The sequence below is a fragment of the Comamonas sp. w2-DMI genome, from assembly GCF_040187735.1.
Lineage (GTDB): Bacteria > Pseudomonadota > Gammaproteobacteria > Burkholderiales > Burkholderiaceae_C > Comamonas > Comamonas terrae.
In genome coordinates this window covers 182002-204717 of record NZ_JBANEL010000003.1, presented here as the reverse complement: position 1 = coordinate 204717, position 22716 = coordinate 182002, and the positions used below count along the sequence as shown (strand labels likewise).

The window sequence follows — 22716 nt, the reverse complement described above, 5'->3', positions numbered from 1 at the left end:
ACCCTGCAAGACCATTGCGGCCCCGGCAAGCGCCATGGCAGGCGCTTGTGCTTCCCGTTTGAGGCAAAAATAGCGGTCATCCGAATTCCCGCTTTCCCCCAGGCAAAACCATGCGTGTACTCGTCGTTGAGGATGATCCCGCCCTGAGATTGGGCATTACCCGTATGCTGCAGGCCGAGGGCTGGCAGGTGGACGCCGTCACGGATGGCGAATACGCCCTTTCCGCAACGGCAACGGAGCACTACGACGCGGCCGTGCTGGACCTGGGCCTGCCCAGGCGCAGCGGCCAGGAAGTTCTGCTCAAGTGGCGCAGCCAGGGCAAGGACCTGGCCGTCATCATCCTCACGGCCAACGACGGGCTGTCCAGCCGCCTGCAGGGCCTGAACAACGGCGCCGACGACTATCTGCCCAAGCCCTTCGAGCCCGAGGAGCTGGTGGCGCGCCTGCGCGCCATCACGCGCCGGCGCAGCGGCAACGCGAGCAACGTGCTGGCCATGGGTGCCCTGAGCTTCAACACCGACACCAAGGAATTGCATTTCGACGGCGAGCGCCTGGCACTGAGCCCGCGCGAGACCGCGCTGCTGGAGCTTTTGATGTCCTCGCACGGCACGGCCGTGCCCAAGACGCGCATCATTTCGGCCATGTCCAGCTGGGAAAGCAACTTCAGCGCCAACTCGGTGGAGATCTACATCCTCAAGCTGCGGCGCAAGCTGGCGCCGGCGGGCGTGACCATCGTCACGCTGCGCGGCGTGGGCTACGCGCTGGAGGCCTTGTGAGCCTGCGCCTGAACCCGCTGGGCTGGATCAATCCCAGCCTGCTCAAGCAGCTCATGCTGCCCGTGGTCGCGCTATGGGTGGCCTGCGCAGTGCTGGCCGCCGGCGCTGCCTACCTGCTGGCCGGGCGCAGCACCAACACCTCGTTCGACCGCCTGCTGGCCGACGATGCCCAGGCCCTGGCCGCCCAGCTGCGCTGGAACAACGGCGTGGCCAGCTTCATCGCCAGCAAGGAAACAGCCGATTCGCTGGTCTTCGACTCGCTGTCGCTCAGCCATTACTCGGTGCATACGGCCTCGGGACGCAAGCTGGTCGGAGACCTGCACCTGGAGACCGCCGAGGTAGAGGCCCGCACCGACACCCAGCCCATCTTCTTCAGCCAAGTCAGCCCGCATGGCACGCACTTGCGGGCCGTGGCCCTGCGCCTGCAGCCCTCGCCTTCGGACGAGGCAGTCTGGGTGATGGTGGCCGAATCCAAGCTCAAGCGCCGACAGGTCAAGGAGGAGATCGCCACGGCCATCTTCCTGCCGGCGGCGCTGGCCGGCTTCATCATCATTCCGCTGTTCTACTACAGCATCCGCGCAGCCCTGTCGCCGGCGCGCCGGCTCAGCGCACTGGTCGTGGCCCATGGCGATGCCGACCTCTCGCCGCTGCCTGTCGAAGAGGTGCCCGAAGAGCTGCGCGAGCTGGTGGCGCACACCAATCTGCTGCTGCAGCGGCTGCAGGCCTCGGTGGACGAGCAGCGCCGCTTCATCGCCGATGCGGCCCACCAGCTGCAGACGCCGATGGCCGGCATACGCCTGCTGGTAGGCGACATGCGGCGCATACAGCGCGCCGACCCCGACCAGCCCATGGACGCCCAGGTGCTGGCCCAGCTGGACGAGGTGGCCACGCGCGGCGCACGCATGGTCAAGCAGCTGCTGGCCTATGCCCGCGTTGCGGACAACACCGCGAACAACAGCGACAGCGCGGCCCTCCAGTACGAGCGCTTCGACGCCGTGGACGCCATTCTGGAAGCGGCGGCGCGCTGGCAAGCCCCGGCCCGGGCGGCCCACAAGACGCTGGTCGTCGAGGACCATGTTCCCGCGGCGCTGGATTTCCATCTGCAGGGTTCGTCCATGCTGCTGGGCGAAGTGGTCTCGAACCTGCTCGACAACGCCATCCGCTATGGCGGCCCGCATATCCGGCTAGACCTGCACCACCGCTCCACCACGCTGATCGTGCGTGTGCGGGACGACGGACCGCCGCTGGATGCAGCCACGCGGGAGAATCTGCTGCTGCCCTTCTGGCGCGGCAACCACGGCCTGCCCGACGGCTCGGGCCTGGGCCTGTCCATTGCCCAGCGCATCGTGGAAAGGCTCGGCGGCACGCTGAGCCTGCTGGCCGACAGCAGGCAGGGAACCTGCTTCGAGATAGAGCTGCCCTGCGGCACCGCTTCGCCGGGCGTGCAGGCCTGAGCCTGCTGCCGGGAGGCGCCGGCAAAGCCTTCTGCCGCCGTCTTTCCGATGTCTCGCCGTTGTCTCGCGCGAGACAGCCAAGTGCTGCAGAAAAAAGCAGCTGCCGCATGGCGACCTGCCGGCATCAAGCCAATGTAAAGCTTGCCCGATTTAAGTTCGCACCATCGTGGCCAGCTGCGCCGGTTTTCCGGGCAGCGGCCGATACAGGAGCAGCTTGAGAATAAGGAGGGCTGGAACATGTCGACACAGGCCCCAACACCGCAATTCCCCGCCAGAAAACGCCTCATCATTGCCGCAGCCGCGCTGGCCTGCGCGGCTGCCGTCGCAGGCATCGTCTATCTCGGTTCGCACAACTCCGAAGCCGCCCAGGCGCCCGAGGAGTCGGTGGCCGGCAAGGTCGACAAGGGCATGGTCCGGGTCCAGCCCGACCAGCTCCCCTCCTTCGACGTGGACCTGCCCCAGAGCCACAGCTTCAGCAACGTGCGCCACGCCATCGGCGTGATCGACTTCAACCAGGACCGAACGGCCAAGGTCTATTCGCCCTACCAGGGCCGCGTGTCCAGGGTGCTGGTCAAGGCCGGCGACGACGTCAAGGCCGGCCAGGTGCTGTATACCGTGGCTGTCCCCGACATGTCCCAGGCGGCCTCCGCATTCATCTCCAGCGCGGCTGCCCTGCGCAATGCCAACGAGACGCTCAAGCGCGCCGAGGCGCTGGCCAAGGACAGCAGCATCCCGCAGAAGGAATACCTGCAGGCGCAGACCGACCAGCAGACGGCCAAGGCTGCCTATGACGCGGCGCGCCAGAACCTGCACCTGTTCGACCTCGGCGACGCCGACATCAACCGGCTGGAGCAGGACAGGCGCGTGGGCCTGGAGTTCGCGGTCAAGAGCCCCTTGAACGGCCGCGTGACATCCCGTGCCGCGCAGCCGGGCCAGCTGGTACAGCCCGGCACCGACCCTGCGCCCATGGTGGTGTCGGACATGCGTTCGTTGTGGATGGTGTCCTATGTGCCCGAATCCGAGTTCAGCCAGTTCCGCCTGGGCCAGAGCGTGCAGGTACGGGTCTCGGCCTGGCCCGGCAAGACCTTCGGCGGCACGATTTCCTATGTGGGCGACAGCCTGGATGCCGACAGCCGCCGCTTCGTGGTCCGTGCCGACGTGGCCGACCCCGACCATGTGCTGCGCCCGCAGATGACGGCCGACTTCACCATCACCGTGGCTGCGCCCGACGAAAGCCTGGCCGTGCCGGCCGAGGCCGTGGTCCGCGAGGGCGACGGCAGCGACGTGGTGTGGCTGGCCATGGGCAAGGACGCCAAGGGCCCGCTGTTCACGCGCACCAAGGTGACCAGGGGCAAGACCCAGGACGGCTGGGTTCAGATCACCCAGGGCCTGAGCGCGACCCAGCCCATTGCACGGCACAACGCGCTCTTCCTGAGCAGCCTGTACGACACCACGGCGCAGTGATGCTGCTGCAACACCGCTAGAAGAAACAGGAGCACTGCCGTGTTTAGACCATTGCTGGCCTTTGTGCTGTCGCGCAGAGCCATCGTCATGCTGGGCCTGCTGGCCTTCATGGGGCTGGGGCTGTTCGCATTTTCCAAGCTCAACGTCGAGGCCTACCCCAACCCTGCGCCGGTCATTCTGGAGATCACGGCCCAGGCGCCCGGCCTGTCGGCCGAGGAGATGGAGCGCTACTACACGCGCCCCATGGAAATCGGCCTGGCCACCACGCCGAACGTGGACAACATCCGTTCCACCTCGTTCTACGGCCTGTCCTTCGTGCGGGTGACGTTCAAGTACGGGACGGACTACTACTTCGCGCTGAGCCAGGTGGCCAACAACCTGCAGGCCAACGTCAATCTGCCCAATGGCGTGCAACCACAGATCCAGGCTTCCAGCCTGGTGGGCGAGATCCTGCGCTACCAGGTCAGGGGCCCGTCCAACTACAGCCTGACCGACCTGCGCACGCTGCAGGACTGGGTGATCGAAAAGCGCCTGCTCACCGTGCCGGGCGTGGTGCAGGTCGTCACCTGGGGCGGCACCACCAAGGAATACCATGTGGATGCCGACCCCAAGCGACTGGAGGCCTACGGCATCACGCTCAAGAGCCTGCTCGACGCCATCGGCAATGCCAACGTCAATGTGGGCGGGCGCGCCATCAGCGTGGGCGACCAGTCGGTCAACATCCGCGGCCTGGGCCTGGTCAGGAACCTGGACGATGTGGCCAACATCGTCGTCGGCCAGAAAAGCGGCCAGCCGGTGCTGGTCAAGGACATTGCCTCCATCAAGGAAGGCACGGTGCCGCGCCTGGGCGAGGCCGGGCGCGACAAGCAGGACGACGTGGTCACCGGCGTGGTTATCATGAACCGCACGCTGCACACCAGCGATGTGATCGGCAAGGTCAAGGCCGCCGTGGAAAAGATCAACTCCGACGGCACGCTGCCTGCCGGCGTCAAGCTCGAGCCCTACTACGACCGCGCCGTGCTCGTGGGCGTGACGACGCACACGGTGCTGCACAACCTGATCTTCGGCTGCCTGCTGGTGTTCTTCATCCAGTGGGTATTCCTGGGCGACCTGCGCAGCGCCGTCATCGTCAGCGTCAACATCCCGTTCGCCCTGTTCTTCAGCATCATGATGCTGGTGATGACCGGCGAGTCCGCCAACCTGCTGTCGCTGGGCGCAGTGGACTTCGGCATCATCGTGGACGCGGCCGTGATCCTCGTGGAGAACGTGTTCCGCAATTTCCAGCGGCCCATCGCCATACGGGCGTCCATGCTGCGCGCCATGGCCAAGGGGCCGGACGGCGCCCGCACCAGCCCCAGTGGCGGCTGGACCACGCGCCTGCGCACCATCTACCTGAGCGCCACGCAGGTGGACAACTCGGTGCTGTTCTCCACCTGCATCACGATTGCCGCCTTCACGCCGCTGTTCGCCATGCAGGGGGTGGAAGGCCAGATCTTCGGCCCCATGGCACGCACCTACGGCTATGCGCTGGCCGGCGCGCTGATCGCGACCTTCACCGTCACGCCGGTGCTGGCCAGCTACCTGCTGCCCGCCAAGGTCACGGAAAAGGAAACCTTCATCGTCCAGGCCATCCACCATGCCTACGAGCCCGCGCTGAAATGGGTGCTGAACAACACGCGCCTGGTGCTGGCCGCCGGTGCCCTGGCACTGGCCAGCGGCGCGCTGATGGCCATGCACCTGGGCAGCGAGTTCCTGCCGGCGCTGGAGGAAGGCAATCTGTGGATCCGTGCCTCCATGCCGCCCACGATCTCGCTGGAGGCCGGCCGCGACAAGGCCAACCGCATGCGCAAGATCATCGACGAGTATCCGGAAATCATCACGGTGGTCTCGCAGCACGGCCGCCCCGACGACGGCAGCGATGCCTCGGGCTTCAACAATGTGGAGCTGTTCGCCCCGCTGGAGCCTTTCGAGAAATGGCGCCCGGGCATGACCAAGACCCGCCTGATCAACGAGCTGCAGGCCAAGTTCGCTGCGGAGTTCCCCGGCGTCACCTTCAACTTCTCGCAGTACATCCAGGACAACGTGCAGGAAGGTCTGTCGGGCGTGAAGGGCGCGAACTCGGTCAAGATCATCGGTCCCGACCTGACCACGCTGGAAAAGCTGGCCGACCAGATCTATGGCGTGATGTCGCATATCGACGGCGTGGCCGATCTGGGCGTGTTCCATGTGCTCGGCCAGCCGAACATGAACATTCAGATCGACCGTGAAAAAGCGGCGCGCTACGGCCTCAACACCGGCGACGTGACCAGCGCCATCCAGACCGCCATGGGCGGCACCCAGGCGACCACGGTGCTGGAAGGCGAGAAGCAGTTCGCGCTGACGGTGCGCTTCAACGAAAGCAGCCGCAGCTCGCCCGACAACGTGCGCAATCTGCGCATCGGCTACACCACGGCCTCGGGCGCCACCTCGTACATTCCGCTGTCCGACATCGCCACGATCACGCTGGATACCGGCGCCACCTACATCTACCGCGAAAGCAACGAGCGCTACATCCCCATCAAGTTCTCGGCCCGCGGCCGCGACCTGGGCGGCACCGTGAGCGAGGTGCAGCGCCGCATCCGCCAGGAAGTGCACCTGCCCCAGGGCTACCGCGTGGTCTTCGCCGGCGAGTTCGAGGCCCTGCAACAGGCCAAGGCGCGCATGATGATCGCGATTCCGGTGGCCATCTGCCTGGTGTTCGCCCTGCTCTACGCATTGTTCAACGACTTCACCTACTGCCTGCTGACCCTGGCCTCCGTGCCGTTCACCGTGATCGGCGGCATCCTGGCACTGTACATATCCGGGCAGGTGCTGAGCATCTCCGCCATCATCGGGTTCATTTCGCTGCTGGGCGTCTCGGTGATGGACGGGATACTGATCCTTTCCTACTACCGCGACCTGCGCGGCAAGGGCCACCTGCCCCACCAGGCCATGGAAGAGGCCTACCGCGGCCGCATGCGTCCCTTGCTGATGACGGCCCTGTCCGCCTGCATCGGCCTGCTGCCCGCCGCGCTTTCGCACAGCATCGGCAGCGAGGTGCAGCGCCCGCTGGCCACCGTGGTGGTGGGCGGCATGCTCATCGGTCCGGTGTTCCTGCTGCTCGTGGTGCCGGCACTGCGCCTGACGGTGCTGCGCCGCATGAAACTGACAAAGCGCCGTGAAGGCCTGGGAGGCAAGCGTGCCTAAGAACATGCCCATCGCAATGGCTGGTGCCATGAAAGGCAGCACATCCACTCTCACGGCGATCGCCCTGGCCGCTGTGCTGGCCGGCTGCGCAGCCGGCCCCGACTATGTGCGGCCGCAGGTCGCCAGTCCGCAATCGCTGACGCGCGACGCCCTGTCCACCGCAACGCAAGGCACTGCCGCGCCGTCCGTCGACGCCCAGTGGTGGAAGGCCTTCGGCTCGGCACCGCTGAACGCCATGGTCGAGGATGCGCTGCGGCAAAGCCTGACCATAGAGGCGGCCGAAGCCACCCTGCGTGCGGCGCACCAGAACGTCGTCGCCCAACGCGGTTATTTCTACCCTTCGGTCCAGCTGGGCTACAGCCCTTCACGCCAGAATACCGGCCAGTCCATGTCGCCGCCGCTCAACAATGGCGACTCGCTCTACACTTATCACACGGCGCAGCTGAGCGTTTCCTATGCACCCGATCTGTTCGGCGCCAACCGCCGCCAGGTGGAAGGACTGCAGGCGCAGGAGGAAGGCCAGCGCCTGCAGTTGCAGGCCGCGCGCCTGAGCCTGGCCGGCAACCTGGTGGCAGCGACCATCCAGGCATCCATGCTGCAGGAGCAGGCCGCGCTGATCGGCCAGGCCGTGGAGGCTGCACAAGAGCAACTGGCACATATGCGCAAGCAGCAGGCCAACGGCTATGCCAGCGGCATGGACGTGGCCACGCAGCAGACCCTGCTGATCCAGCTGCAGCAGCAGTTGCCGCCCCTGCAGAAGTCGCTGGAGCAGACACGCAATCTGATCGCCACGCTGATGGGGCGTACACCCGACCAGTCGCCACCCGTGCTGCCGCTGTCCGGCTTCAGCCTGCCGGCCGTGCCGCAGGCGGTGGCGTCCCAGCTGGTCGAGCACCGCCCCGATATCCGCATTGCGGAAACCCAGGTGCAGCAGGCCAGCGCCGCCGTGGGCGTGGCCACCGCAGCGCGCCTGCCTCAGCTTGCCATCACGGCCGCCTATGGCGGCGGCGCGACCACTTTTGCCAAGATGTTCTCGGCCGGCAACATCACCTGGGCCCTGGGCGCCAACCTGCTGGCTCCGCTGTTCAACGGCGGGACCTTGCTGGCCCACCAGAAGGCCGCGCAGGCCGAGCTGCAGGCGGCGGCAGCCACTTACCAGGGCACGGTGCTCTCGGCCTTCCAGGACGTGGCCAATGCGCTTTATGCACTCGATACGGACACCCATGCCTTGCGCATGAGCCAGGAAAGCGAACAAGCCAGCCAGACCACCTTGCGCCTGACCAGCTCGCAACTCCAGGCAGGCTATGCCAGCCGCCCCACCTATCTCGCGGCCCGGCAGTCGTGGCTGCAGGCACGCGCCGCGACGGTGGCTGCCCAGGGCAGCCTGTACGGCGATGCGGTGGCGCTCTATCAGTCACTGGGCGGCGGCGTGCTCAACGACCCGCCGGCCGATACCCGGCCTCCAGCGCCGTAATAGCCCGGCCATCCTCCAGCTCTCCCTCTTGCCCGGTCTGCTTGCAGCCGGGCTTTTTTACATGCGCCCTGCCGCTCAACGGCGGCGCGAACCGGGCTGCATGGCGGCTTTCTGGCGCTCGATGCGTTCCTTCTTGCGCTGGTCCATCTTCTGTGCCGCCTTGCGCTTGGTATAGCCCGACCAGTCTGCCCAGGCCCACCATGCGGCCGCTGCGGCATACACGCCCAGAATCGGCCACCAGGACCACGCACCCACAGGGCCAAGTTCGGCCAGCTTGAGCAGCGACAACACAACCGCCAGTCCCAACAAATACATACACCCTCCCACTTAACTCACTAGTATCTACATCTTTGCGTACACAATGAGCCCACTACAATGAGTCGGCCCACAAAATTTAGTCAAACTCACAGGAACTCATGATGAAGCAAACGTTGATCGCCTTCGCTCTGTCCGTGGCTGCCGTGGCTCCCGCCATGGCCGACCAGGCCCTGGCACAGTCCAAGAACTGCATGGCCTGCCACGCAGTGGACAAAAAGGTCGTCGGCCCCGCCTTCAAGGACGTGGCGGCCAAGTATGCAGGCCAAAAGGATGCCGCTGACAAGCTGGCCGCCAAAGTGATCAAGGGCGGCAGCGGCGTCTGGGGTCCCGTGCCCATGCCCGCCAACCCCCAGGTCAACGAGGCCGAAGCCAAGAAGCTGGTGGCCTGGGTGCTGTCGCAGAAGTAATCGCTTCGACACAGTCCTGCGCGAGATGCCGCCTCCCGAAAGGGTGAGCGGCATTTTTCATGGCGGGCAGGCAGACGGCCGTCCCGCTCCTCAAAGCCTGCATGGCCACCCGACAAACGGGCAAGCCGCTATCCGACAGCCCGATCGAATGCCAGATACGTTAAATGGCTGGCGGCCAGTGTGCCGTCTCAGGAGCGCCATCAATGCAAATCAGGAAATACTCCGCAATCGGAGCAATCGCGTTGGGAATCGTCGCCACGCTGGGTCTTTCGGGCTGCGTCGCAGTGCAGGAGGCTCCGCCACACCGTGCCCCGCATCCACAGCCGGCGGCCGTGCAGATACGGACCATGCCCGAAGTCATTGTCGAGGAGCGCAGTCCCCCGCCTGCCCCCAACTGGCATTGGGTCAACGGATACTGGAAATGGGAATACAGCCGCTGGAACTGGCATCCGGGGCGCTGGGTCGCCACTGCGGTTCCCCCCATGCCCAAGCCCATCATCGAACAATGGGGGCCTCCTCCCAGCCCGCGCCATTACTGGGTTCCGGGCCACTGGATCTGGCATCCTGAAATGAACAACTGGTTCTGGGTCAACGGACGCTGGTATTCCTGAACCGCGTCCCCGCTTTCAGGCCGCTCCATGCGAGCGGCTTTTCTTTTTCCTGCCTTCTTTTTTCAAAGAGCCTCTTTTCCGCGTGCCGCCCATGGCAGGCGATATTCAGGCAAATCAACAAGAGCCGGAAATAGCCTCCTCCCAAAAGGAACAGAGGGATAACCCATACATTTGCTCACCCTAACTGTTCAATTAAAACAAGACCCATAATCATTTGCACCCTAATATGGGCCGTTTCCACCCGACCCGGGAAACGCAATGAACCATACCCCCGCCCATTTGATCCTCGCCGCCCATGTGCGGGAGCTGGCTCACCGCGTGCGACACGAGCGCCTGGAGGCTGCCCTGGCCGACTGGGAAAGCAGGGCCGGTCCGCTTCCCGCAAAACCTGTGCTTCCCTCCACACCCCAGGAACTTCTGGAATTCTCCCGTGCGGAAAAAGCCGAGAGCGATTTCAAAAAAGCCAGGTCCGCCTTCAGGACACAATGGCTGGACTCTCACTCGGCCCTGTCGTTTTCCCGGGACGCGCTTGCATTGCTGGTGCAAGTGGCCGATGAAATTGCGCCTTGCTAGCACTGCGACATCCGCCCCACGCATTTCGGGGCAAGGATCAGGACATGAAAAGCCCGCAACGCAAGGCATTTGCGGGGCTTTGACGCAGCAGGCCGAGGTCGCTATCTTGCGTATTCGAATTTCGGCAGCGCCTTGATCGCGTCCTTGGTGGCGCCGGCCAGCATGATCTTTCCGTTGTCGATCCGGAACTGGTTGATGGGAATGGCAACGTCATGCTTGCCCATGCCCAGAAAGCCACCGGCGCCGATGATGGCATAGGAAAGCGCCTTGTCGGGCGCAACAATGACATCGTCGACCTTGCCAACGACCCTGCCTTCGTCGTTGTAGACCTTCTTGCCGAGAATCGACTTCTTGAGACTCCAGCCGGCAGCCACGGCCTGTATCTCGGTGGCTGTCACGCCCAAAGTGGCGGTACCGGCCACCTGAGCCCAGCCCGAAGAGACAACGCCCACAGCCAGCGCAGCGCCGACCAGCCCTGTTTTCAATGTCTTGAGATCCATCGTCCGAACTCCTTTCCACACATCGAATCCCTATTAGGAACCTCGGAGGCCGGATCGCTCATCGGAGAGTGAACAGTACCGCCGTAAGCCAAGGCATGGGAGTCCATAGTCCCATGCCTACAGCCAGTGCGCAGGCAGGCCGGTCCTGCACTGAGCCACCACGCCCCCACCGGGGAGCCCGATGCACCAGCACGAAAGCCCCGCCATCTACAAAACGCTGGCCGGCGCCATCGGCCAGGAGGGCGATACCCGGGACGCATGTTTGGAGTTATCAATCAGCCCTCGGTCCAGAAGCTGCTCCAGGCCGCCTTTGCCGGCAAGCGCTTCATCCCCGAAATTGTCCCCATCATGGAGGATGATGATGACACCCACTGAGCGTCTTGCCGCCCACCCGGCCCTTGCAGAAGCGACCATTCTGTCTTTGCAGGCCCGGCTGGAGTGGCTGCCCATCGAGACCGCGCCAAAGGACGGGCGCTGCATATTGCTGTACACCGGCGACGGCATCGTCGAATGCGCCTGGAGCTTCGGGTTCTGGGAGCCGCAGCCTTCCTGTCTTGCAGCACACGATGGCATAGGTACCGTGCTTTCCGACAGCCCCACCACTGGATGCCGCTGCCTCCTCCACCAAGGCCCAGGCTGGCATCTGCCTGATGCAAGCGATGGCCTAGGCCTTTCTGCCCTGCATGGCCGCCAGCCAGCGCCTGGCCTGGCTTGGCTGGCTGAACTCCAGCCACTGAAGCTGCGGATACTGCCGGCTTTCGCGCAGCCAGGCATATTTGCGCCGGTTCTTCGCAAATGTCCTGCATGACCACAGAAGAATCGAATCCCTGGAGAAAAACGCCTTGGCCCAGGTTTCCCGGTTGCCGTGGGAGAGCGTCGTCCGCAAGGCAACCCGGCACGCCGTGCGCCAGAGCACCCGCGAAAAAACGGTCAAGCGGCCATAGTTCAGCCACACGACATGCGTGGCACGCGACCAGAGAAGATCCCGCACGGCATGGTAGTTGCCGTCGGCCACCCAGGCCTGGCCTTCAATGGCCACAGCCACCGCACTTTCAAACTCCTGCGCCGCCACAGGCTGCCACCCGGGGCCCCAGTAGAGCCGGTCCAGCTCGATGTACGGCGACTGCAATGCCTGTGCCAGCGCAGCAGCAAAAGTGGACTTGCCGGCACCGCTGGTTCCGATGACTACCACGCGCATGATTTTCCTGAGCCTGTCTTCCTGTCTGGAGCTGCCATTGTCGGCTTGCCGATCGATGAAGCCGTCCATTGCCTGCAGCGAAACTCTTGATCCGGCCCGCAGGCGAGAACTTCGCGGTGCGGGAAAGCCGGCGTGCAGGACAGCCAAGAATGCACTTCCCGAAGACCCCCATGCAACGCCGGCTCAATCCACGGCCGAGGTCAGGGGCCGGTTGCTCACCACATCCTTCATCACGAGAGTGGATGTCATGCGCTTCATGCCAGGCAGGGAGGTGAGGCGTTCGTCATAAAGGCGCTGAAAAGCCGGCAGATCGCGGGCCACGATATGCAGCAGGTAATCCGGATCGCCAAACAGTCTCTGGGCCTGGATGACGTTGTCCAGCGCCGCCACGGCAGCCTCAAAGTCTGCGACGGACCTGCTGTCGTTCAGCGTGACGAATACCAGCGCGGCAAACTCCAGGCCCAGCGCGGCCGGGTCCAGCTCGGCACGGTAGCCGCGTATGACGCCCGACGCCTCCAATGCACGCACACGCCGGTGGCATGGCGACAGGCTCAGCCCCACGCGATCGGCCAGTTCCGTGACGGTCAGGCGACCATCCTCCTCCAGTGCTGCAAGAATCTTCCTGTCCAAAGCATTCATTTGGAAATAAATTCCATTTATTCAATTTTCCAAGACAAATATTGGAAGCACATTCTCACTGGCAGTCAATATCCTTCCCGCTTTACAGCTTGTTGGGAAATCTTGTGTCATTGTCCGCAGTCGCCGCCTTCTGGGCCGTTTCGTTTCTTCTGGTCCTCACTCCGGGAGCGGATTGGGCCTATGTCATCTCCGCCGGGTTGCGGGGGCGCGCTCTGGTGCTGCCCGCCGTGGCCGGCCTGGCCTGCGGGGCGCTGCTTGCCACATTGGCCGTTGCGGCCGGCGTGGGCTCACTGGTGGCACGCAGTCCCGTGGTACTTACCGTGCTTACCATGGCGGGCGCCGCCTATCTGCTGTGGCTGGGCATTGGCATGTGGCGCCATCCTGGCGTTGCAAGCTCCGCGACGGACCACGGCGACGAAGGAGCATGGCGCTGGATGGTCAAGGGCGCGGGCACCAGCGGGCTCAATCCCAAGCTGATGCTGTTGCTGCTGGCGCTGCTTCCGCAATTCGTGCGGCCATCCGCCTCCTGGCCAGTCGGCATGCAGATCGTGGTGCTCGGGGCCGTGCACGCCGCCAGTTGCTGCGTGGTCTATTTCGGCGTGGGCCTGGCCTCCCAGCGAGTGCTCGGGGCCCGCCGCTCAGCGGCCCTCGTCGTTTCACGGCTGTCAGGCGGCCTCATGGTGGCGATTGCGGTGTTGCTGCTCGCGCAGGGGCTGCTTCGCTGACCGGACTGCAGCCCATGGCAGCAAAGGCCGGGGGCGCGCTCCGTTACCCCTTTTGCCCGGCCGGCCGCGTCCGCGGCAGAAAGGCGGTCGCCAGGCCCAGCAATGGCAGGAAGGAGCAGACCTGGTAGACCCAGGTAATGCCATGCGTGTCCGCCAGCTGCCCCAGGCCTGCCGCGCCCAGCCCGCCAAGGCCGAACATCAGGCCGAACATGACTCCCGACACCATGCCCACACGCCCGGGCACGGCTTCCTGCGCATACACCACCAGTGCCGCGAACGCGGACGACATCACCAGTCCGATCGCAATGGCCAGCACCGCCGTCCAGAAAAGGCTCGCATGGGGCAGTGCCAGCGCAAACGGCGCCACGCCCAGAAAGGACACCCAGATCACGGCCTTGCGGCCGATACGGTCGCCCACGGGGCCTCCGGCAAAGGTGCCCAGAGCCACCGCAGCCAGGAAGATGAACAGATAGATCTGGCTTTCGCGCAGACCGATGCCGAAACGCTCGATCAGATAGAAGGTGAAGTAGTTCGTGAATGCGGCGATATAGACGAACTTGGCGAACATCAGAATCGCGATGACCACCATGGCCCGGATGACGGCGCTGCGTTCCAGGCCTGCGGCCTGGTTGCGGGCCATGCTCCGGGCCTGGGCCTGGCCGTGGCGCAGCGTCCAGCCCGTGATGCGCATCAGTACCCAGATGGCCAGCAAGGCCACCAGCATGAACCAGGCAATGGCAGGCTGGCCGTAGGGTACGACCAGTGCGGCTGCCAGCAAGGGGCCGATGGCCGAACCGGTATTGCCGCCCACCTGAAAGGTGGACTGGGCAGTCCCAAAACGCCCGCCCGAAGCCATGCGGGCCACGCGCGATGCCTCGGGGTGGAAGGTCGCGGAGCCGATGCCCACCACGCACGCAGCCACGATCAGCATGGGATAACTGCCGGCAAGCGACAGCATGGCAATGCCTGCCAGGGTCATCGTCATGCCGGCCGGCAGCAGGTAAGGTTTGGGATGCTTGTCGGTATAGAGGCCGATCCAGGGCTGCAGCAGCGATGCCGTGACCTGGTAGGCCAGCGCAATGCCGCCGATCTGGCCAAAGCTCAGGGAAAACTGCGTCTTCAGCATTGGATACACGGACGGCAGCAGGGCCTGGATCAGATCATTGAGCAAGTGCGCAAAGGCGGCGGCTCCGACAATTCGGAACGCAAAGCCCTGGGACGGAGGAACAGGCGGTGCATCGGCGGCAACGGCGGCGCTTGGTATGGACATGGTCGAGGAATTGGCGCAAGGATGACGGCGCACGCCCATGCCTCAAGCCTGGCCAAGGGACATGCCGGGAAAAGCGCGATTCTAGAAATCGGGCTACAGTCTGTCTTGCGCAATTGAGCGCCAGATATTTTCAAAAAGGACATGCCTGACCGCCCCACCCCCGAGACATTGGCGCAGGACCTGGCACGTGTCGAAAACAGCAGCGCACCGGTGTCCTGCCGCGCCACCAACTATCCCCCGGGGTGGGAAGTGCTGCCGCACGCACACACCAAGCATCAGCTGATCCATGCGCTGCAGGGCGTGATGGTGGTGCATTCCGAAGCAGGCCATTGGGTCGTCCCCCCCCAGCCGCGGCCTCTGGATGCCGGCCGGCATGACCCACTCCATACGCTGCATCGGCGAAGTGCACATGCGCAGCCTCTATGTGCAGCGCCATGCCGCACCGCAGCTTTTCGAAAATTGCCAGGTCGTGGGCATCAGTGCGCTGCTGCGCGAACTCATCCGCGCGGCCATGGAAGTTGGCCCTGCGTATGCGCCAGACTCGCGCGACGGACGCCTGATGCGCCTGCTGCTCGACGAACTGCATGCACTGCCCGTGCTGCCGCTGCATCTTCCCATGCCGTCGGACGCCCGCGCGCAGAAGATCTGCCGGCGTCTGCTGCAGCAGCCGGACGACGCCTCGACGCTGGCCGACTGGGCTGCGCACCTGCAGATCGACGTGAAGACCATCCAGCGTCTGTTTGCCAGCCAGACCGGCATGACCTTCGGCCAGTGGCGCCAGCAGGCGCGCCTGCTCAGGGCCCTGGAGCTGCTGGCCACCGGCGAAAGAATCATAGACATCGCGCTGGCGCTGGGCTACGAGAGCCCCGGCGCATTCGCGACGATGTTCAGAAAGCATTTCGGCCTGGCTCCCAGCCAGTTCTTCGATGCCCGCTGAAGCGCCCGTGCGCGGCTTCGCCGGCGAAGACGCGCCTGGCTCACGGCCTTGCAGCCGAGCGCCGGGCCCGCCCCGGGCGGCCGGCTTCTGCGCCGCTCCTGGAGCGCGGTACCGCGGACGCCGTCGCATCTGCTTGCGCCAGTCCCAACCCGGACAGCACACGCCGGGCATTGGTGGCGCAATCCATGTCGTCGGGCTTGGCCTCGATCTGCGCCATCAGCTCGACCAACTCGGACTTGCTCTGCGCGAGCTGTGCCTGCATGGACTCGATATCCCGCACCTTGCGGCGCAGCGTATCGAGCAAGCTGTCGTGCTCCCACCGCGACAGGCCATCGGGCAGCAGCACACGCAACTCGTCAAGACTGAAACCCGCGCGCTGGCCGACCGCAATCAGCCTGAGCACCAGCACCGCCTCGTCGGGATAGCTCCGATAGCCGTTGGCTTGCCGCTGCGCCGGCTTGAGCAGGCCTATGCGCTCATAGAAGCGGATGCGCGAAGTCGCAAGGCCGGTGCGCTGCGCAAGTTCGCCGATATTCATGTTCGGGATGCTCCAGGTGGAATCGGAGTTTGACATTAAACCTTGCTTCAAGGTTAACCTTTTGCCAGTTTCATGAAAGCACACTTGAAAAGGCATACGCAATGCAGACGATATTGGGAGCCAACGGCCAGATCGCAACAGAGCTTGCAAGAGAGCTGAAGCGCAGCCATACCGGCGATCTACGGCTGGTCAGCCGCAATCCGCGCAAGGTCAACGACACCGACCGCCTCATGCCCGCCAACCTGCTCGACGCCAAGCAGACTGCGGCGGCCGTCCAGGGCAGCAGCATCGTCTACTTCACTGCCGGCCTGCCGCCGGACACGGAACTATGGGAGGCACAGTTCCCCACGATGCTGAAAAATGCACTGGAGGCCTGCCGGGCCGCAGGCGCCAGTTTCGTCTACTTCGACAATACCTACATGTATCCCCAGGATGCACGGCTGCAGACCGAGGACACGCTTTTTGCGCCGGTCGGGCGCAAGGGCAAGGTACGCGCGGCCATGGCTTGCATGGTGCTGGAGGAAATGGCGCGGGCAGACATTCCCGTGCTCATAGGCCGCGCTCCGGAGTTCTATGGCCCCGGCAAGACACAGAGCTTCACCAATGCACTGATCATCGAAAAACTGCAGGCCGGGAAAAAACCGCGTGTGCCCGTGCGCGACGACACGCGGCGCACGCTCATCTGGACGCCCGATGCCAGCCGGGCACTGGCGCTGCTGGGCAGTACCCCCGATGCCTATGGACAGACCTGGCATCTGCCTTGCTGCGATGACCGTCCCACCTACCGGCAGTTCATTGCCATGGCCAGCCAGGCATTCGGGGGCAACGGCTCCTACACCGTGGTCGGCAAATGGACCCTGACCCTTGCCGGCCTCTTTTCGAAGCAGGTGCGCGAGATCCAGGAGCTGCTGCCGCGCTACGCGCAGGACAACCTCTTCGACTCCACCAAATTCAAGCGCCGCTTTCCGGGCTTCGATGTGACCAGCTACGGTCAGGGTGTGGAGCTGATCCGGCAGGAGTGGGCGCACGGACAGGCTGCGTAAAGGGGTTCGCAGCATCAGTGCTCCCATAGGGGCAGGCCGAGGCAGGTGCTCCCAGCCGGCGACACTTCTGATGCGCATGGCGGACGCGCTTCAACGCGCCGGCAGACTCCATGGCTGCCGGCGCGTTACGCGGTCCGCTTCAGCCATGGATGACTGAAGCGCGCAGCGGCAGCCCGGTCAATCGACCTGCACCTCGATGCGCCGCGGCTGCGCATGGGCAGCCTTGGGAATGCGCAGTGTCAACACGCCTTGCGCGAGTTCAGCCGACACCTTCTCCGTGTCGAGTTCCTTGCTCAGGGTGAAGGTGCGGTGGTAACGCGGCAGGCTCACCTCGCTGTGACTCGACGTGAGTTCCTCGGGCACGGCCGTGGACAGCATCGCGTCGATGGTCAGCGTGTCCGACTCCACCGAAAGATGCAGGTTCTCGCGCGAAACACCGGGCAGGTCCGCGTAGAGCGTGATGCCGCCGGCATCCTCGATCACGTCCACGGGAGGACGCAAGGCGGGCGCTTCCGCAGCGCCCTGGGCCGACCGCGACGGCATGGTGTCGGAAGTGCGGGTTTGAATGTCGCTCATGGCAATGTCCTCCATTGATTGATTCAGTTCACTTCGATGCGCCTGGGCTGTGCAGAGGCCCTGCGGCGGATGCTGATGCGCAACACCCCGTCGGTCATGCGCGCCTGCACGGCATCCGGGTCGGCATCCTCTGAAAGCGTCAGCGCACGATGGAAGCGGCCCGAGAACCTCTCGTTGATGTGCAGCGCAGCCTTGCTGCCATCCATATCCGACAGCGGGGTCTTTCGCTCGCCCGAGATGGTCAACAGGCCTTTTTCCAGGTTCACTTCCAGCGAGGCCGGGTCCACCCCGGGTGCGAACGCATAGATCTCAAGGCTTTGCGGCGTGCTGCCGACATTCAGCGCCGGAAAGCCCTGCCCTGCAAAGCCCCGGATGGTGGGCGAAAGGTCGAAGGCCTGCTGCGTCTCGCGCTGCAGGCGGCTCAGTTCTGCGACGATGTCGAGCGGAAACAAGGATCGGTACATGGCGAAATCTCCGTTGATGGGTGAGATCAATGGCACCGGCACTCCGTCGTACCGGGGCCTGAGCCGGAATTAGGGACGGTCCCTTTTTCTTCAAGAGGGCAGCGAGAGAAGGCAGCCGGCATTCGAAGGAGGCCGACAAACAGGCCTTCCGCAAGCCAACATGCGCATCACGCCCAGTCCTACAAGGCCCGGTCCTTGAAACGCACGGCAACGCCACCAGTTCTTACGACGTTCGCAGATGGTCAACGAGCAAAGGAGGAATGACATGACCACAGAACTGCTGCGCCGGATCGCCCGATCCAGGCTGCCACTCACACTCAGTTCCCGCGAAGAGGTCGAAGCGGTGCGCCAGTTGCGCAAGCAAGGGCTGGTTCTGGCGCTGGTTCCAGCGCCGTCAGATCCCGTGAACCTGTCCGGCACGGCAACCGCAGCCCAGGTTCTTGCCATCACACCCGAGGGCCTGGACCGGTTGGCCAGCGCGCCTGCGTCACAGCCACACCGCATGGCACTGCCGCCTGGCTGGATACCGTGGCTCCGAACCGAAGGCTCCGGTTACCGGCATCAGGCGGGCGCTCGCGCCTGATCCGGCCTGTCCGCCAATGCAGGCTCCGGCGCCGGCAGGCCTTTCGTGCCGGACCTGCACGCGCGGCTACGGATGCCAGCGGCTCGGCGGCAGTTCGGCCGGTGCGGCCGAGGCATTGCCTGCCAGCGCGTAAGACAGCTGGCGGGCCGTGTTCATCACCTGGGGCGCCAGTGCCTCCAGCGTGGCGGGCGGCAGGCGCGACTCGGGACCGGAGATGCATACCGAGCCCAGCAGCCGCCGGTTCATGCCGAAGACCGGCGCCGACACGGTGGCCACGCCCGGTTCGCGCTCGCCGATCGACCACTGGTAGCCCTGCTTGCGGATCTGCTCATAGAGCCGCCCCGGCTCGCCGGAGAACGCCAGGATCACCCGCCCCGGCGATCCATGCTCTAGCGGCAGGCCCTCTCCCATGCGCGCATGGTGGCGCAGCGCCTGCGGCCCCTCGACGCGCACCAGGCAGGTGCGCACATTCCCCTCGCGCACATAGAAGGCCGCGCTTTCGCCACTGCTCTGGGAAAGCGCGCGCAGCGCGGGCTCCAGCACGTTCTGCACATCGAAGCCTGCCTGGTAGCGCGCGCCCAGCCAGCCCGTGGCCGGCCCCAGGCGCCACTCCCCATCCTCTCGCTGCACCAGGTAGCCCGACTGCGCCAGCGTGCGCGCCAGCCGCAGCACCGTGGTCTTGTGCAGGCCGCAGCGGCGGCTGAGTTCGGCCAGCGGCAGGTGCGATTCGCCCAGCACGAAGGCATCCAGTATCTGCAGAGCACGCGTCACGGCAGCCACCCCGCCGTCGGCACCCGATTGGGCAGGCTCACGGCCCGAATGTGTGCCGCCCGCAGCGGGTTGCTGCCGCGGCGAGGAAGAGCGGTTACGAGGGTTTTCCATGGCAGTTTTGTTTCACTGTACGCAACTCAATTGTATGCCGTGAAACGTTTTTCCAGAATGGCAGCCACGCGGTGCCCGTGGCGGGCAAAGCCGCAAAACATACAAGGAGACTTGCCATGCACTTTTCAACACCCTCCCGCACCCTGGCTGCCTGCGCGGGTGCCGCCCTGCTCGGTCTGATGGCCGCAGCCATGCCGGCGGGACCGGCCTTTGCCCAGGCCGACTATCCGAGCAAGCCGATCCGGCTGATCGTGCCGTTCCCGCCGGGCGGCGGCACCGACATGATTGCGCGCGCCGTGGCCCAGAAGGTGGCCGAGCAGAACAAGTGGAACGTGGTGGTGGACAACCGCCCTGGTGCCGGCGGCAACCTGGGGGTGGACGCGGCGGCCAAGGCGGCGCCCGATGGCTACACGCTGGTGGTGGGCCAGACCAGCAACCTGGCGATCAACCCCACGCTGTACCCCAAGCTGCCGTACAAGCCGCTGAAGGACCTGGCCCCCGTGGCCCTGCTGTCTTCGTCGCCCCTCGTGATGGTGGTGCCGGCGAATTCGCCGTTCAAGACCTTCGCCGACGTGGTGGCCGCCGCCAAGAAGCAGCCCGACGGCATCACCCTCGGCTATCCGGGCAATGGCACGGTGGCGCACCTGGCCGGCGAGCTGGCGGAGAACGCGGCCGGCATCCAGCTGCGCCATGTGCCCTACAAGGGCGCGGCCCAGGCCATGACGGACGTGATGAGCGGCCAGGTCGAGCTGTACATGTCGTCCATTCCAACGCTGCTGGGCCAGGTGCGCAACGGCAAGCTCAAGCCCCTCGTCGTCACTTCCCCCAAGCGCTCGGCGCAGCTGCCCGACACACCATCGCTGGCCGAGTCGGGCTACAAGGGCTTCGACGCGGTCACGTGGTTCGGCGTGCTCGCACCCGCCGGCACGCCGGCACCCATCGTGGGCAAGCTCAACCAGGCCATCAACGAAGCGCTCAAGCAGCCCGACGTGGCGGAAAAACTGCGCTCCGAAGGCGGCGAGGTGCTGGGCGGCAGCCCCGAGCAGTTCAGCCAGCTGCTCAAGGCCGAACTGCCGCGCTGGGGCGAGATCGTCAAGCGCTCGGGCGCCAGCCTGGACTGATTCCCCACTGCCCTGAGACGACCATGGACAGCGTACCGTTCTCGGCCGGCCGGCAGCGCCCGCAGGCCGTGGTGCCGGCCGGCGCCTGCGACTGCCACGTGCATGTGTACGACGCGCGCTATCCCGCAGCGCCCGGTGCCCGGCTGCTGCCGCCAGATGCCTTTGCCGCGGACTACCGCCAGCTGCAGCGCAGGCTGGGCCTTTCGCGGGTGGTGCTGGTCACGCCGTCCACCTACGGCACGGACAACCGCTGCATGCTGGCCGGGCTGTCGGCACTGGGGCCCGGAGCGCGCGGCGTGGCCGTGATCGGCGGACAGGAGAGCGATGCCGAACTGCTTGACCTGCATGCCCAGGGCGTGCGCGGCGTGCGGCTGAACCTGTCGCTGGGTGTGTCGGGCACGGCAGAGCAGCTCGAGCCGCTGGCACGCCGCATAGCGCCGCTGGGCTGGCACCTGCAGCTGCTGATGGCGCCCGAACTGCTGGCGTCGCTGGGCCCGGTGCTGCGCCGCCTGCCCGTGCCGCTGGTGTTCGACCATCTGGGCCGCATCGCGCCGCAGCAGGCGGGCCGCCACCCGGCCCACGCGCTGCTGCTGGAGCTGCTGCAGGCCGGCCGGGCCTGGATCAAGCTGTCCGGCGGCTACATCGTCAGCCCGCAGCGCAGCGTGGAAGACCCGGCGCTCGACGAGCTGGCCGCCGGCTACCTGCGCGCCGCGCCGCAGCGCGTGCTGTGGGGCAGCGACTGGCCGCATGCCACGGCCAGCGCCGGCATGCAGCCCATGCCGGACGACGCGCGCCAGCTCGACCGGCTGGCCGCATGGCTGAACCGCACAGAAGGCGCGGCCACGCTGCAGCAAGTGCTGGTGGACAACCCCGCCCGGCTCTATGGCTTCGGCGCCGCTTGTACCTGAAAGGAACTACCCATGATCTCTCCTCATTCGCCCCTGGGCGCGCAGGGCGCTGCCCGCCGCTGCCTGCTGGCCGTGTGCGCCGCAAGCCTGGTTGCCTGCCCGGCGCTGGCGCAGGAATGGCCCGCCGGCAAGCTCATCACCTACGTGGTGCCGTACCCGCCCGGCGGCGGCACCGACGTGCTGGGCCGCAACATCGCCCAGCGCCTGGGCCCGGCCTTGGGTACCAACGTGATCGTGGACAACAAGCCCGGCGCTACCGGCACCATCGGCGCGGCCTTCGTGGCGCGCGCCCAGCCCGACGGCCTCACGCTGCTGGGCACCACCATCGGCCCGCAGGCCATTGCGCCGCACCTGCTGGGCAAGCTGCCCTACGACCCCATCGCGGGCTTCGAGCCGGTCATCACCCTGGGCACCATCCCGCACATCCTCGTGGCGGGCGTGGCCCAGCCGTTCGCCACGGTGGGCGAACTGGTCGCCGCCGCCAAGGCCAGGCCGGGCGAGCTGGCCTATGCCTCGGGCGGCAACGGCACCATCCTGCAGATGCAGGGCGAGCTGCTGCAGCAGCAGAGCGGGGCGCGCTTCATCCACGTGCCCTACAAGGGCGACACGCCCGCGCTGCAGGACACGCTGGGCGGCCAGGTGCAGTTCATGTTTGCGCCGGCCGCCGCCGCGCTGCCGCACATCCAGGCAGGCAAGCTGCGCGCGCTGGCCGTCACCTCGGCAGCGCGCCTGCCGGCGCTGCCGCAGGTGCCGACCATGGCCGAGGCGGGCTTCAAGGACTTCGTGGTGGAGCAGTGGCACGCCGTGTTCGCCCCTGCCAAGACCCCGGCCGCCACCGTGCAGCGCCTGAACGCCGAGATCGGCAAGGTGCTGAAGGACCCGGCCATCACCGCGCTGGCCGAGAAGCTGGGCATCACCCTCGCGGGCGGTACTCCCCAGCAGCTCGGTGCCCTGCAGAAAGCCGATTCCGCCAAATGGGCCAAGGTGATCCGTGACGGAAACATCAAGGCTGACTGATTTTTTGCTTTTT

Annotated in this window: 24 protein-coding genes; 15 read left to right on the top strand and 9 right to left on the bottom strand. The window is 65.6% G+C overall.

Annotated features, from left to right (window positions below; genetic code table 11):
* Nucleotides 1-110: 110 nt before the first annotated feature.
* The 5 genes from V8Z74_RS05450 to V8Z74_RS05430 all read left to right on the top strand — a co-directional run bounded on the left by V8Z74_RS05450 (nt 111) and on the right by V8Z74_RS05430 (nt 8393).
* Nucleotides 111-776, top strand: a complete 666-nt coding sequence (locus V8Z74_RS05450) for a response regulator transcription factor (RefSeq protein WP_066470588.1) — start codon at nt 111-113, stop codon at nt 774-776.
* Complete coding sequence (locus V8Z74_RS05445; protein ID WP_349708373.1) at nt 773-2230, top strand: sensor histidine kinase; 1458 nt, start codon at nt 773-775, stop codon at nt 2228-2230. Before V8Z74_RS05450 ends, V8Z74_RS05445 begins: the two co-directional genes overlap by 4 nt.
* A gap of 237 nt (nt 2231-2467) precedes the next feature.
* The gene (locus V8Z74_RS05440; protein ID WP_066470595.1) at nt 2468-3694 is read left to right on the top strand and encodes an efflux RND transporter periplasmic adaptor subunit; all 1227 of its coding nucleotides are present in this window, start codon (nt 2468-2470) and stop codon (nt 3692-3694) included.
* 39 nt (nt 3695-3733) lie between these two features.
* Nucleotides 3734-6919, top strand: a complete 3186-nt coding sequence (locus V8Z74_RS05435) for an efflux RND transporter permease subunit (protein ID WP_349708371.1) — start codon at nt 3734-3736, stop codon at nt 6917-6919.
* A gap of 28 nt (nt 6920-6947) precedes the next feature.
* Nucleotides 6948-8393, top strand: a complete 1446-nt coding sequence (locus V8Z74_RS05430) for an efflux transporter outer membrane subunit (protein WP_349708370.1) — start codon at nt 6948-6950, stop codon at nt 8391-8393.
* A 75-nt stretch (nt 8394-8468) separates the two neighbouring features.
* Here V8Z74_RS05430 and V8Z74_RS05425 read toward each other — a convergent pair whose 3' ends face one another.
* Nucleotides 8469-8708 (bottom strand): TIGR04438 family Trp-rich protein, encoded by a 240-nt coding sequence (locus V8Z74_RS05425; RefSeq protein ID WP_066470604.1) that lies wholly within the window; start codon nt 8706-8708, stop codon nt 8469-8471.
* 104 nt (nt 8709-8812) lie between these two features.
* Here V8Z74_RS05425 and V8Z74_RS05420 point away from each other — a divergent pair, with 104 nt between their 5' ends.
* From V8Z74_RS05420 to V8Z74_RS05410, 3 genes are all read left to right on the top strand, one after another.
* The gene (locus tag V8Z74_RS05420; RefSeq protein ID WP_066471804.1) at nt 8813-9118 is read left to right on the top strand and encodes a c-type cytochrome; all 306 of its coding nucleotides are present in this window, start codon (nt 8813-8815) and stop codon (nt 9116-9118) included.
* 347 nt (nt 9119-9465) lie between these two features.
* Nucleotides 9466-9729, top strand: a complete 264-nt coding sequence (locus V8Z74_RS05415) for a hypothetical protein (RefSeq protein ID WP_349708369.1) — start codon at nt 9466-9468, stop codon at nt 9727-9729.
* Between the two features lie 258 nt (nt 9730-9987).
* A complete protein-coding gene (locus V8Z74_RS05410) occupies nt 9988-10302 on the top strand; it encodes a hypothetical protein (RefSeq protein ID WP_066470607.1) in 315 nt (104 codons plus the stop codon).
* A gap of 101 nt (nt 10303-10403) precedes the next feature.
* Here the strand turns inward: V8Z74_RS05410 and V8Z74_RS05405 are convergent, their stop codons facing one another.
* The 3 genes from V8Z74_RS05405 to V8Z74_RS05395 all read right to left on the bottom strand — a co-directional run bounded on the left by V8Z74_RS05405 (nt 10404) and on the right by V8Z74_RS05395 (nt 12639).
* Nucleotides 10404-10802 (bottom strand): PRC-barrel domain-containing protein, encoded by a 399-nt coding sequence (locus V8Z74_RS05405; RefSeq protein ID WP_066470611.1) that lies wholly within the window; start codon nt 10800-10802, stop codon nt 10404-10406.
* A gap of 664 nt (nt 10803-11466) precedes the next feature.
* Nucleotides 11467-12000: a P-loop NTPase family protein gene (locus V8Z74_RS05400; RefSeq protein ID WP_066471806.1), complete on the bottom strand. Its 534-nt coding sequence runs from the start codon at nt 11998-12000 to the stop codon at nt 11467-11469.
* A 183-nt stretch (nt 12001-12183) separates the two neighbouring features.
* Entirely contained in the window at nt 12184-12639 is a 456-nt protein-coding gene (locus tag V8Z74_RS05395) for an Lrp/AsnC family transcriptional regulator (RefSeq protein ID WP_066470614.1), read from the bottom strand.
* A 104-nt stretch (nt 12640-12743) separates the two neighbouring features.
* Between V8Z74_RS05395 and V8Z74_RS05390 the strand changes: the two genes are divergently transcribed.
* Nucleotides 12744-13364: a LysE family translocator gene (locus tag V8Z74_RS05390; RefSeq protein ID WP_349708367.1), complete on the top strand. Its 621-nt coding sequence runs from the start codon at nt 12744-12746 to the stop codon at nt 13362-13364.
* A gap of 43 nt (nt 13365-13407) precedes the next feature.
* Here the strand turns inward: V8Z74_RS05390 and V8Z74_RS05385 are convergent, their stop codons facing one another.
* Complete coding sequence (locus V8Z74_RS05385; RefSeq protein ID WP_066470624.1) at nt 13408-14634, bottom strand: MFS transporter; 1227 nt, start codon at nt 14632-14634, stop codon at nt 13408-13410.
* A gap of 373 nt (nt 14635-15007) precedes the next feature.
* Here V8Z74_RS05385 and V8Z74_RS05380 point away from each other — a divergent pair, with 373 nt between their 5' ends.
* A complete protein-coding gene (locus tag V8Z74_RS05380) occupies nt 15008-15571 on the top strand; it encodes a helix-turn-helix transcriptional regulator (RefSeq protein ID WP_502879452.1) in 564 nt (187 codons plus the stop codon).
* 40 nt (nt 15572-15611) lie between these two features.
* Here the strand turns inward: V8Z74_RS05380 and V8Z74_RS05375 are convergent, their stop codons facing one another.
* Nucleotides 15612-16109 (bottom strand): MerR family transcriptional regulator, encoded by a 498-nt coding sequence (locus V8Z74_RS05375; RefSeq protein WP_349708451.1) that lies wholly within the window; start codon nt 16107-16109, stop codon nt 15612-15614.
* A 101-nt stretch (nt 16110-16210) separates the two neighbouring features.
* Here V8Z74_RS05375 and V8Z74_RS05370 point away from each other — a divergent pair, with 101 nt between their 5' ends.
* Entirely contained in the window at nt 16211-17152 is a 942-nt protein-coding gene (locus V8Z74_RS05370; protein ID WP_349708366.1) for an NAD-dependent epimerase/dehydratase family protein, read from the top strand.
* Nucleotides 17153-17329: 177 nt separating this feature from the next.
* On the opposite strand, the gene V8Z74_RS05365 is transcribed toward V8Z74_RS05370, so the two are convergent.
* Both V8Z74_RS05365 and V8Z74_RS05360 read right to left on the bottom strand, forming a co-directional pair.
* Nucleotides 17330-17728, bottom strand: coding sequence for an Hsp20/alpha crystallin family protein (locus tag V8Z74_RS05365; RefSeq protein ID WP_083526474.1), 399 nt, complete (start codon nt 17726-17728; stop codon nt 17330-17332).
* A 23-nt stretch (nt 17729-17751) separates the two neighbouring features.
* Nucleotides 17752-18192, bottom strand: coding sequence for an Hsp20/alpha crystallin family protein (locus tag V8Z74_RS05360; protein WP_349708363.1), 441 nt, complete (start codon nt 18190-18192; stop codon nt 17752-17754).
* A gap of 265 nt (nt 18193-18457) precedes the next feature.
* On the opposite strand from V8Z74_RS05360, the gene V8Z74_RS05355 reads away from it, so the two are divergent.
* On the top strand, nt 18458-18775 hold the full coding sequence (locus tag V8Z74_RS05355; protein ID WP_349708362.1) for a hypothetical protein: 318 nt from the start codon (nt 18458-18460) through the stop codon (nt 18773-18775).
* 66 nt (nt 18776-18841) lie between these two features.
* On the opposite strand, the gene V8Z74_RS05350 is transcribed toward V8Z74_RS05355, so the two are convergent.
* On the bottom strand, nt 18842-19657 hold the full coding sequence (locus V8Z74_RS05350; RefSeq protein WP_349708361.1) for an IclR family transcriptional regulator: 816 nt from the start codon (nt 19655-19657) through the stop codon (nt 18842-18844).
* 116 nt (nt 19658-19773) lie between these two features.
* Here V8Z74_RS05350 and V8Z74_RS05345 point away from each other — a divergent pair, with 116 nt between their 5' ends.
* Genes V8Z74_RS05345 through V8Z74_RS05335 form a run of 3 tightly spaced genes read left to right on the top strand, consistent with a single transcriptional unit; the run spans nt 19774 to nt 22703 of the window.
* A complete protein-coding gene (locus tag V8Z74_RS05345; RefSeq protein WP_349708360.1) occupies nt 19774-20778 on the top strand; it encodes a Bug family tripartite tricarboxylate transporter substrate binding protein in 1005 nt (334 codons plus the stop codon).
* Between the two features lie 23 nt (nt 20779-20801).
* Nucleotides 20802-21686, top strand: coding sequence for an amidohydrolase family protein (locus V8Z74_RS05340; protein ID WP_349708359.1), 885 nt, complete (start codon nt 20802-20804; stop codon nt 21684-21686).
* A gap of 12 nt (nt 21687-21698) precedes the next feature.
* Complete coding sequence (locus V8Z74_RS05335; protein WP_349708358.1) at nt 21699-22703, top strand: Bug family tripartite tricarboxylate transporter substrate binding protein; 1005 nt, start codon at nt 21699-21701, stop codon at nt 22701-22703.
* Nucleotides 22704-22716: the final 13 nt, after the last annotated feature.

Bases quoted from the DNA above. Each gene is read 5' to 3' on its own strand.
- V8Z74_RS05450 (WP_066470588.1), top strand. From the start codon at position 111: ATGCGTGTACTCGTCGTTGAGGATGATCCCGCCCTGAGATTGGGCATT.
- V8Z74_RS05440 (WP_066470595.1), top strand. From the start codon at position 2,468: ATGTCGACACAGGCCCCAACACCGCAATTCCCCGCCAGAAAACGCCTC.
- V8Z74_RS05430 (WP_349708370.1), top strand. From the start codon at position 6,948: ATGAAAGGCAGCACATCCACTCTCACGGCGATCGCCCTGGCCGCTGTG.
- V8Z74_RS05425 (WP_066470604.1), bottom strand. From the start codon at position 8,708: ATGTATTTGTTGGGACTGGCGGTTGTGTTGTCGCTGCTCAAGCTGGCC.
- V8Z74_RS05420 (WP_066471804.1), top strand. From the start codon at position 8,813: ATGAAGCAAACGTTGATCGCCTTCGCTCTGTCCGTGGCTGCCGTGGCT.
- V8Z74_RS05415 (WP_349708369.1), top strand. From the start codon at position 9,466: ATGCCCGAAGTCATTGTCGAGGAGCGCAGTCCCCCGCCTGCCCCCAAC.
- V8Z74_RS05410 (WP_066470607.1), top strand. From the start codon at position 9,988: ATGAACCATACCCCCGCCCATTTGATCCTCGCCGCCCATGTGCGGGAG.
- V8Z74_RS05405 (WP_066470611.1), bottom strand. From the start codon at position 10,802: ATGGATCTCAAGACATTGAAAACAGGGCTGGTCGGCGCTGCGCTGGCT.
- V8Z74_RS05400 (WP_066471806.1), bottom strand. From the start codon at position 12,000: ATGCGCGTGGTAGTCATCGGAACCAGCGGTGCCGGCAAGTCCACTTTT.
- V8Z74_RS05395 (WP_066470614.1), bottom strand. From the start codon at position 12,639: ATGAATGCTTTGGACAGGAAGATTCTTGCAGCACTGGAGGAGGATGGT.
- V8Z74_RS05385 (WP_066470624.1), bottom strand. From the start codon at position 14,634: ATGTCCATACCAAGCGCCGCCGTTGCCGCCGATGCACCGCCTGTTCCT.
- V8Z74_RS05380 (WP_502879452.1), top strand. From the start codon at position 15,008: ATGACCCACTCCATACGCTGCATCGGCGAAGTGCACATGCGCAGCCTC.
- V8Z74_RS05375 (WP_349708451.1), bottom strand. From the start codon at position 16,109: ATGAATATCGGCGAACTTGCGCAGCGCACCGGCCTTGCGACTTCGCGC.
- V8Z74_RS05370 (WP_349708366.1), top strand. From the start codon at position 16,211: ATGCAGACGATATTGGGAGCCAACGGCCAGATCGCAACAGAGCTTGCA.
- V8Z74_RS05365 (WP_083526474.1), bottom strand. From the start codon at position 17,728: ATGAGCGACATTCAAACCCGCACTTCCGACACCATGCCGTCGCGGTCG.
- V8Z74_RS05360 (WP_349708363.1), bottom strand. From the start codon at position 18,192: ATGTACCGATCCTTGTTTCCGCTCGACATCGTCGCAGAACTGAGCCGC.
- V8Z74_RS05355 (WP_349708362.1), top strand. From the start codon at position 18,458: ATGACCACAGAACTGCTGCGCCGGATCGCCCGATCCAGGCTGCCACTC.
- V8Z74_RS05350 (WP_349708361.1), bottom strand. From the start codon at position 19,657: ATGGAAAACCCTCGTAACCGCTCTTCCTCGCCGCGGCAGCAACCCGCT.
- V8Z74_RS05345 (WP_349708360.1), top strand. From the start codon at position 19,774: ATGCACTTTTCAACACCCTCCCGCACCCTGGCTGCCTGCGCGGGTGCC.
- V8Z74_RS05340 (WP_349708359.1), top strand. From the start codon at position 20,802: ATGGACAGCGTACCGTTCTCGGCCGGCCGGCAGCGCCCGCAGGCCGTG.
- V8Z74_RS05335 (WP_349708358.1), top strand. From the start codon at position 21,699: ATGATCTCTCCTCATTCGCCCCTGGGCGCGCAGGGCGCTGCCCGCCGC.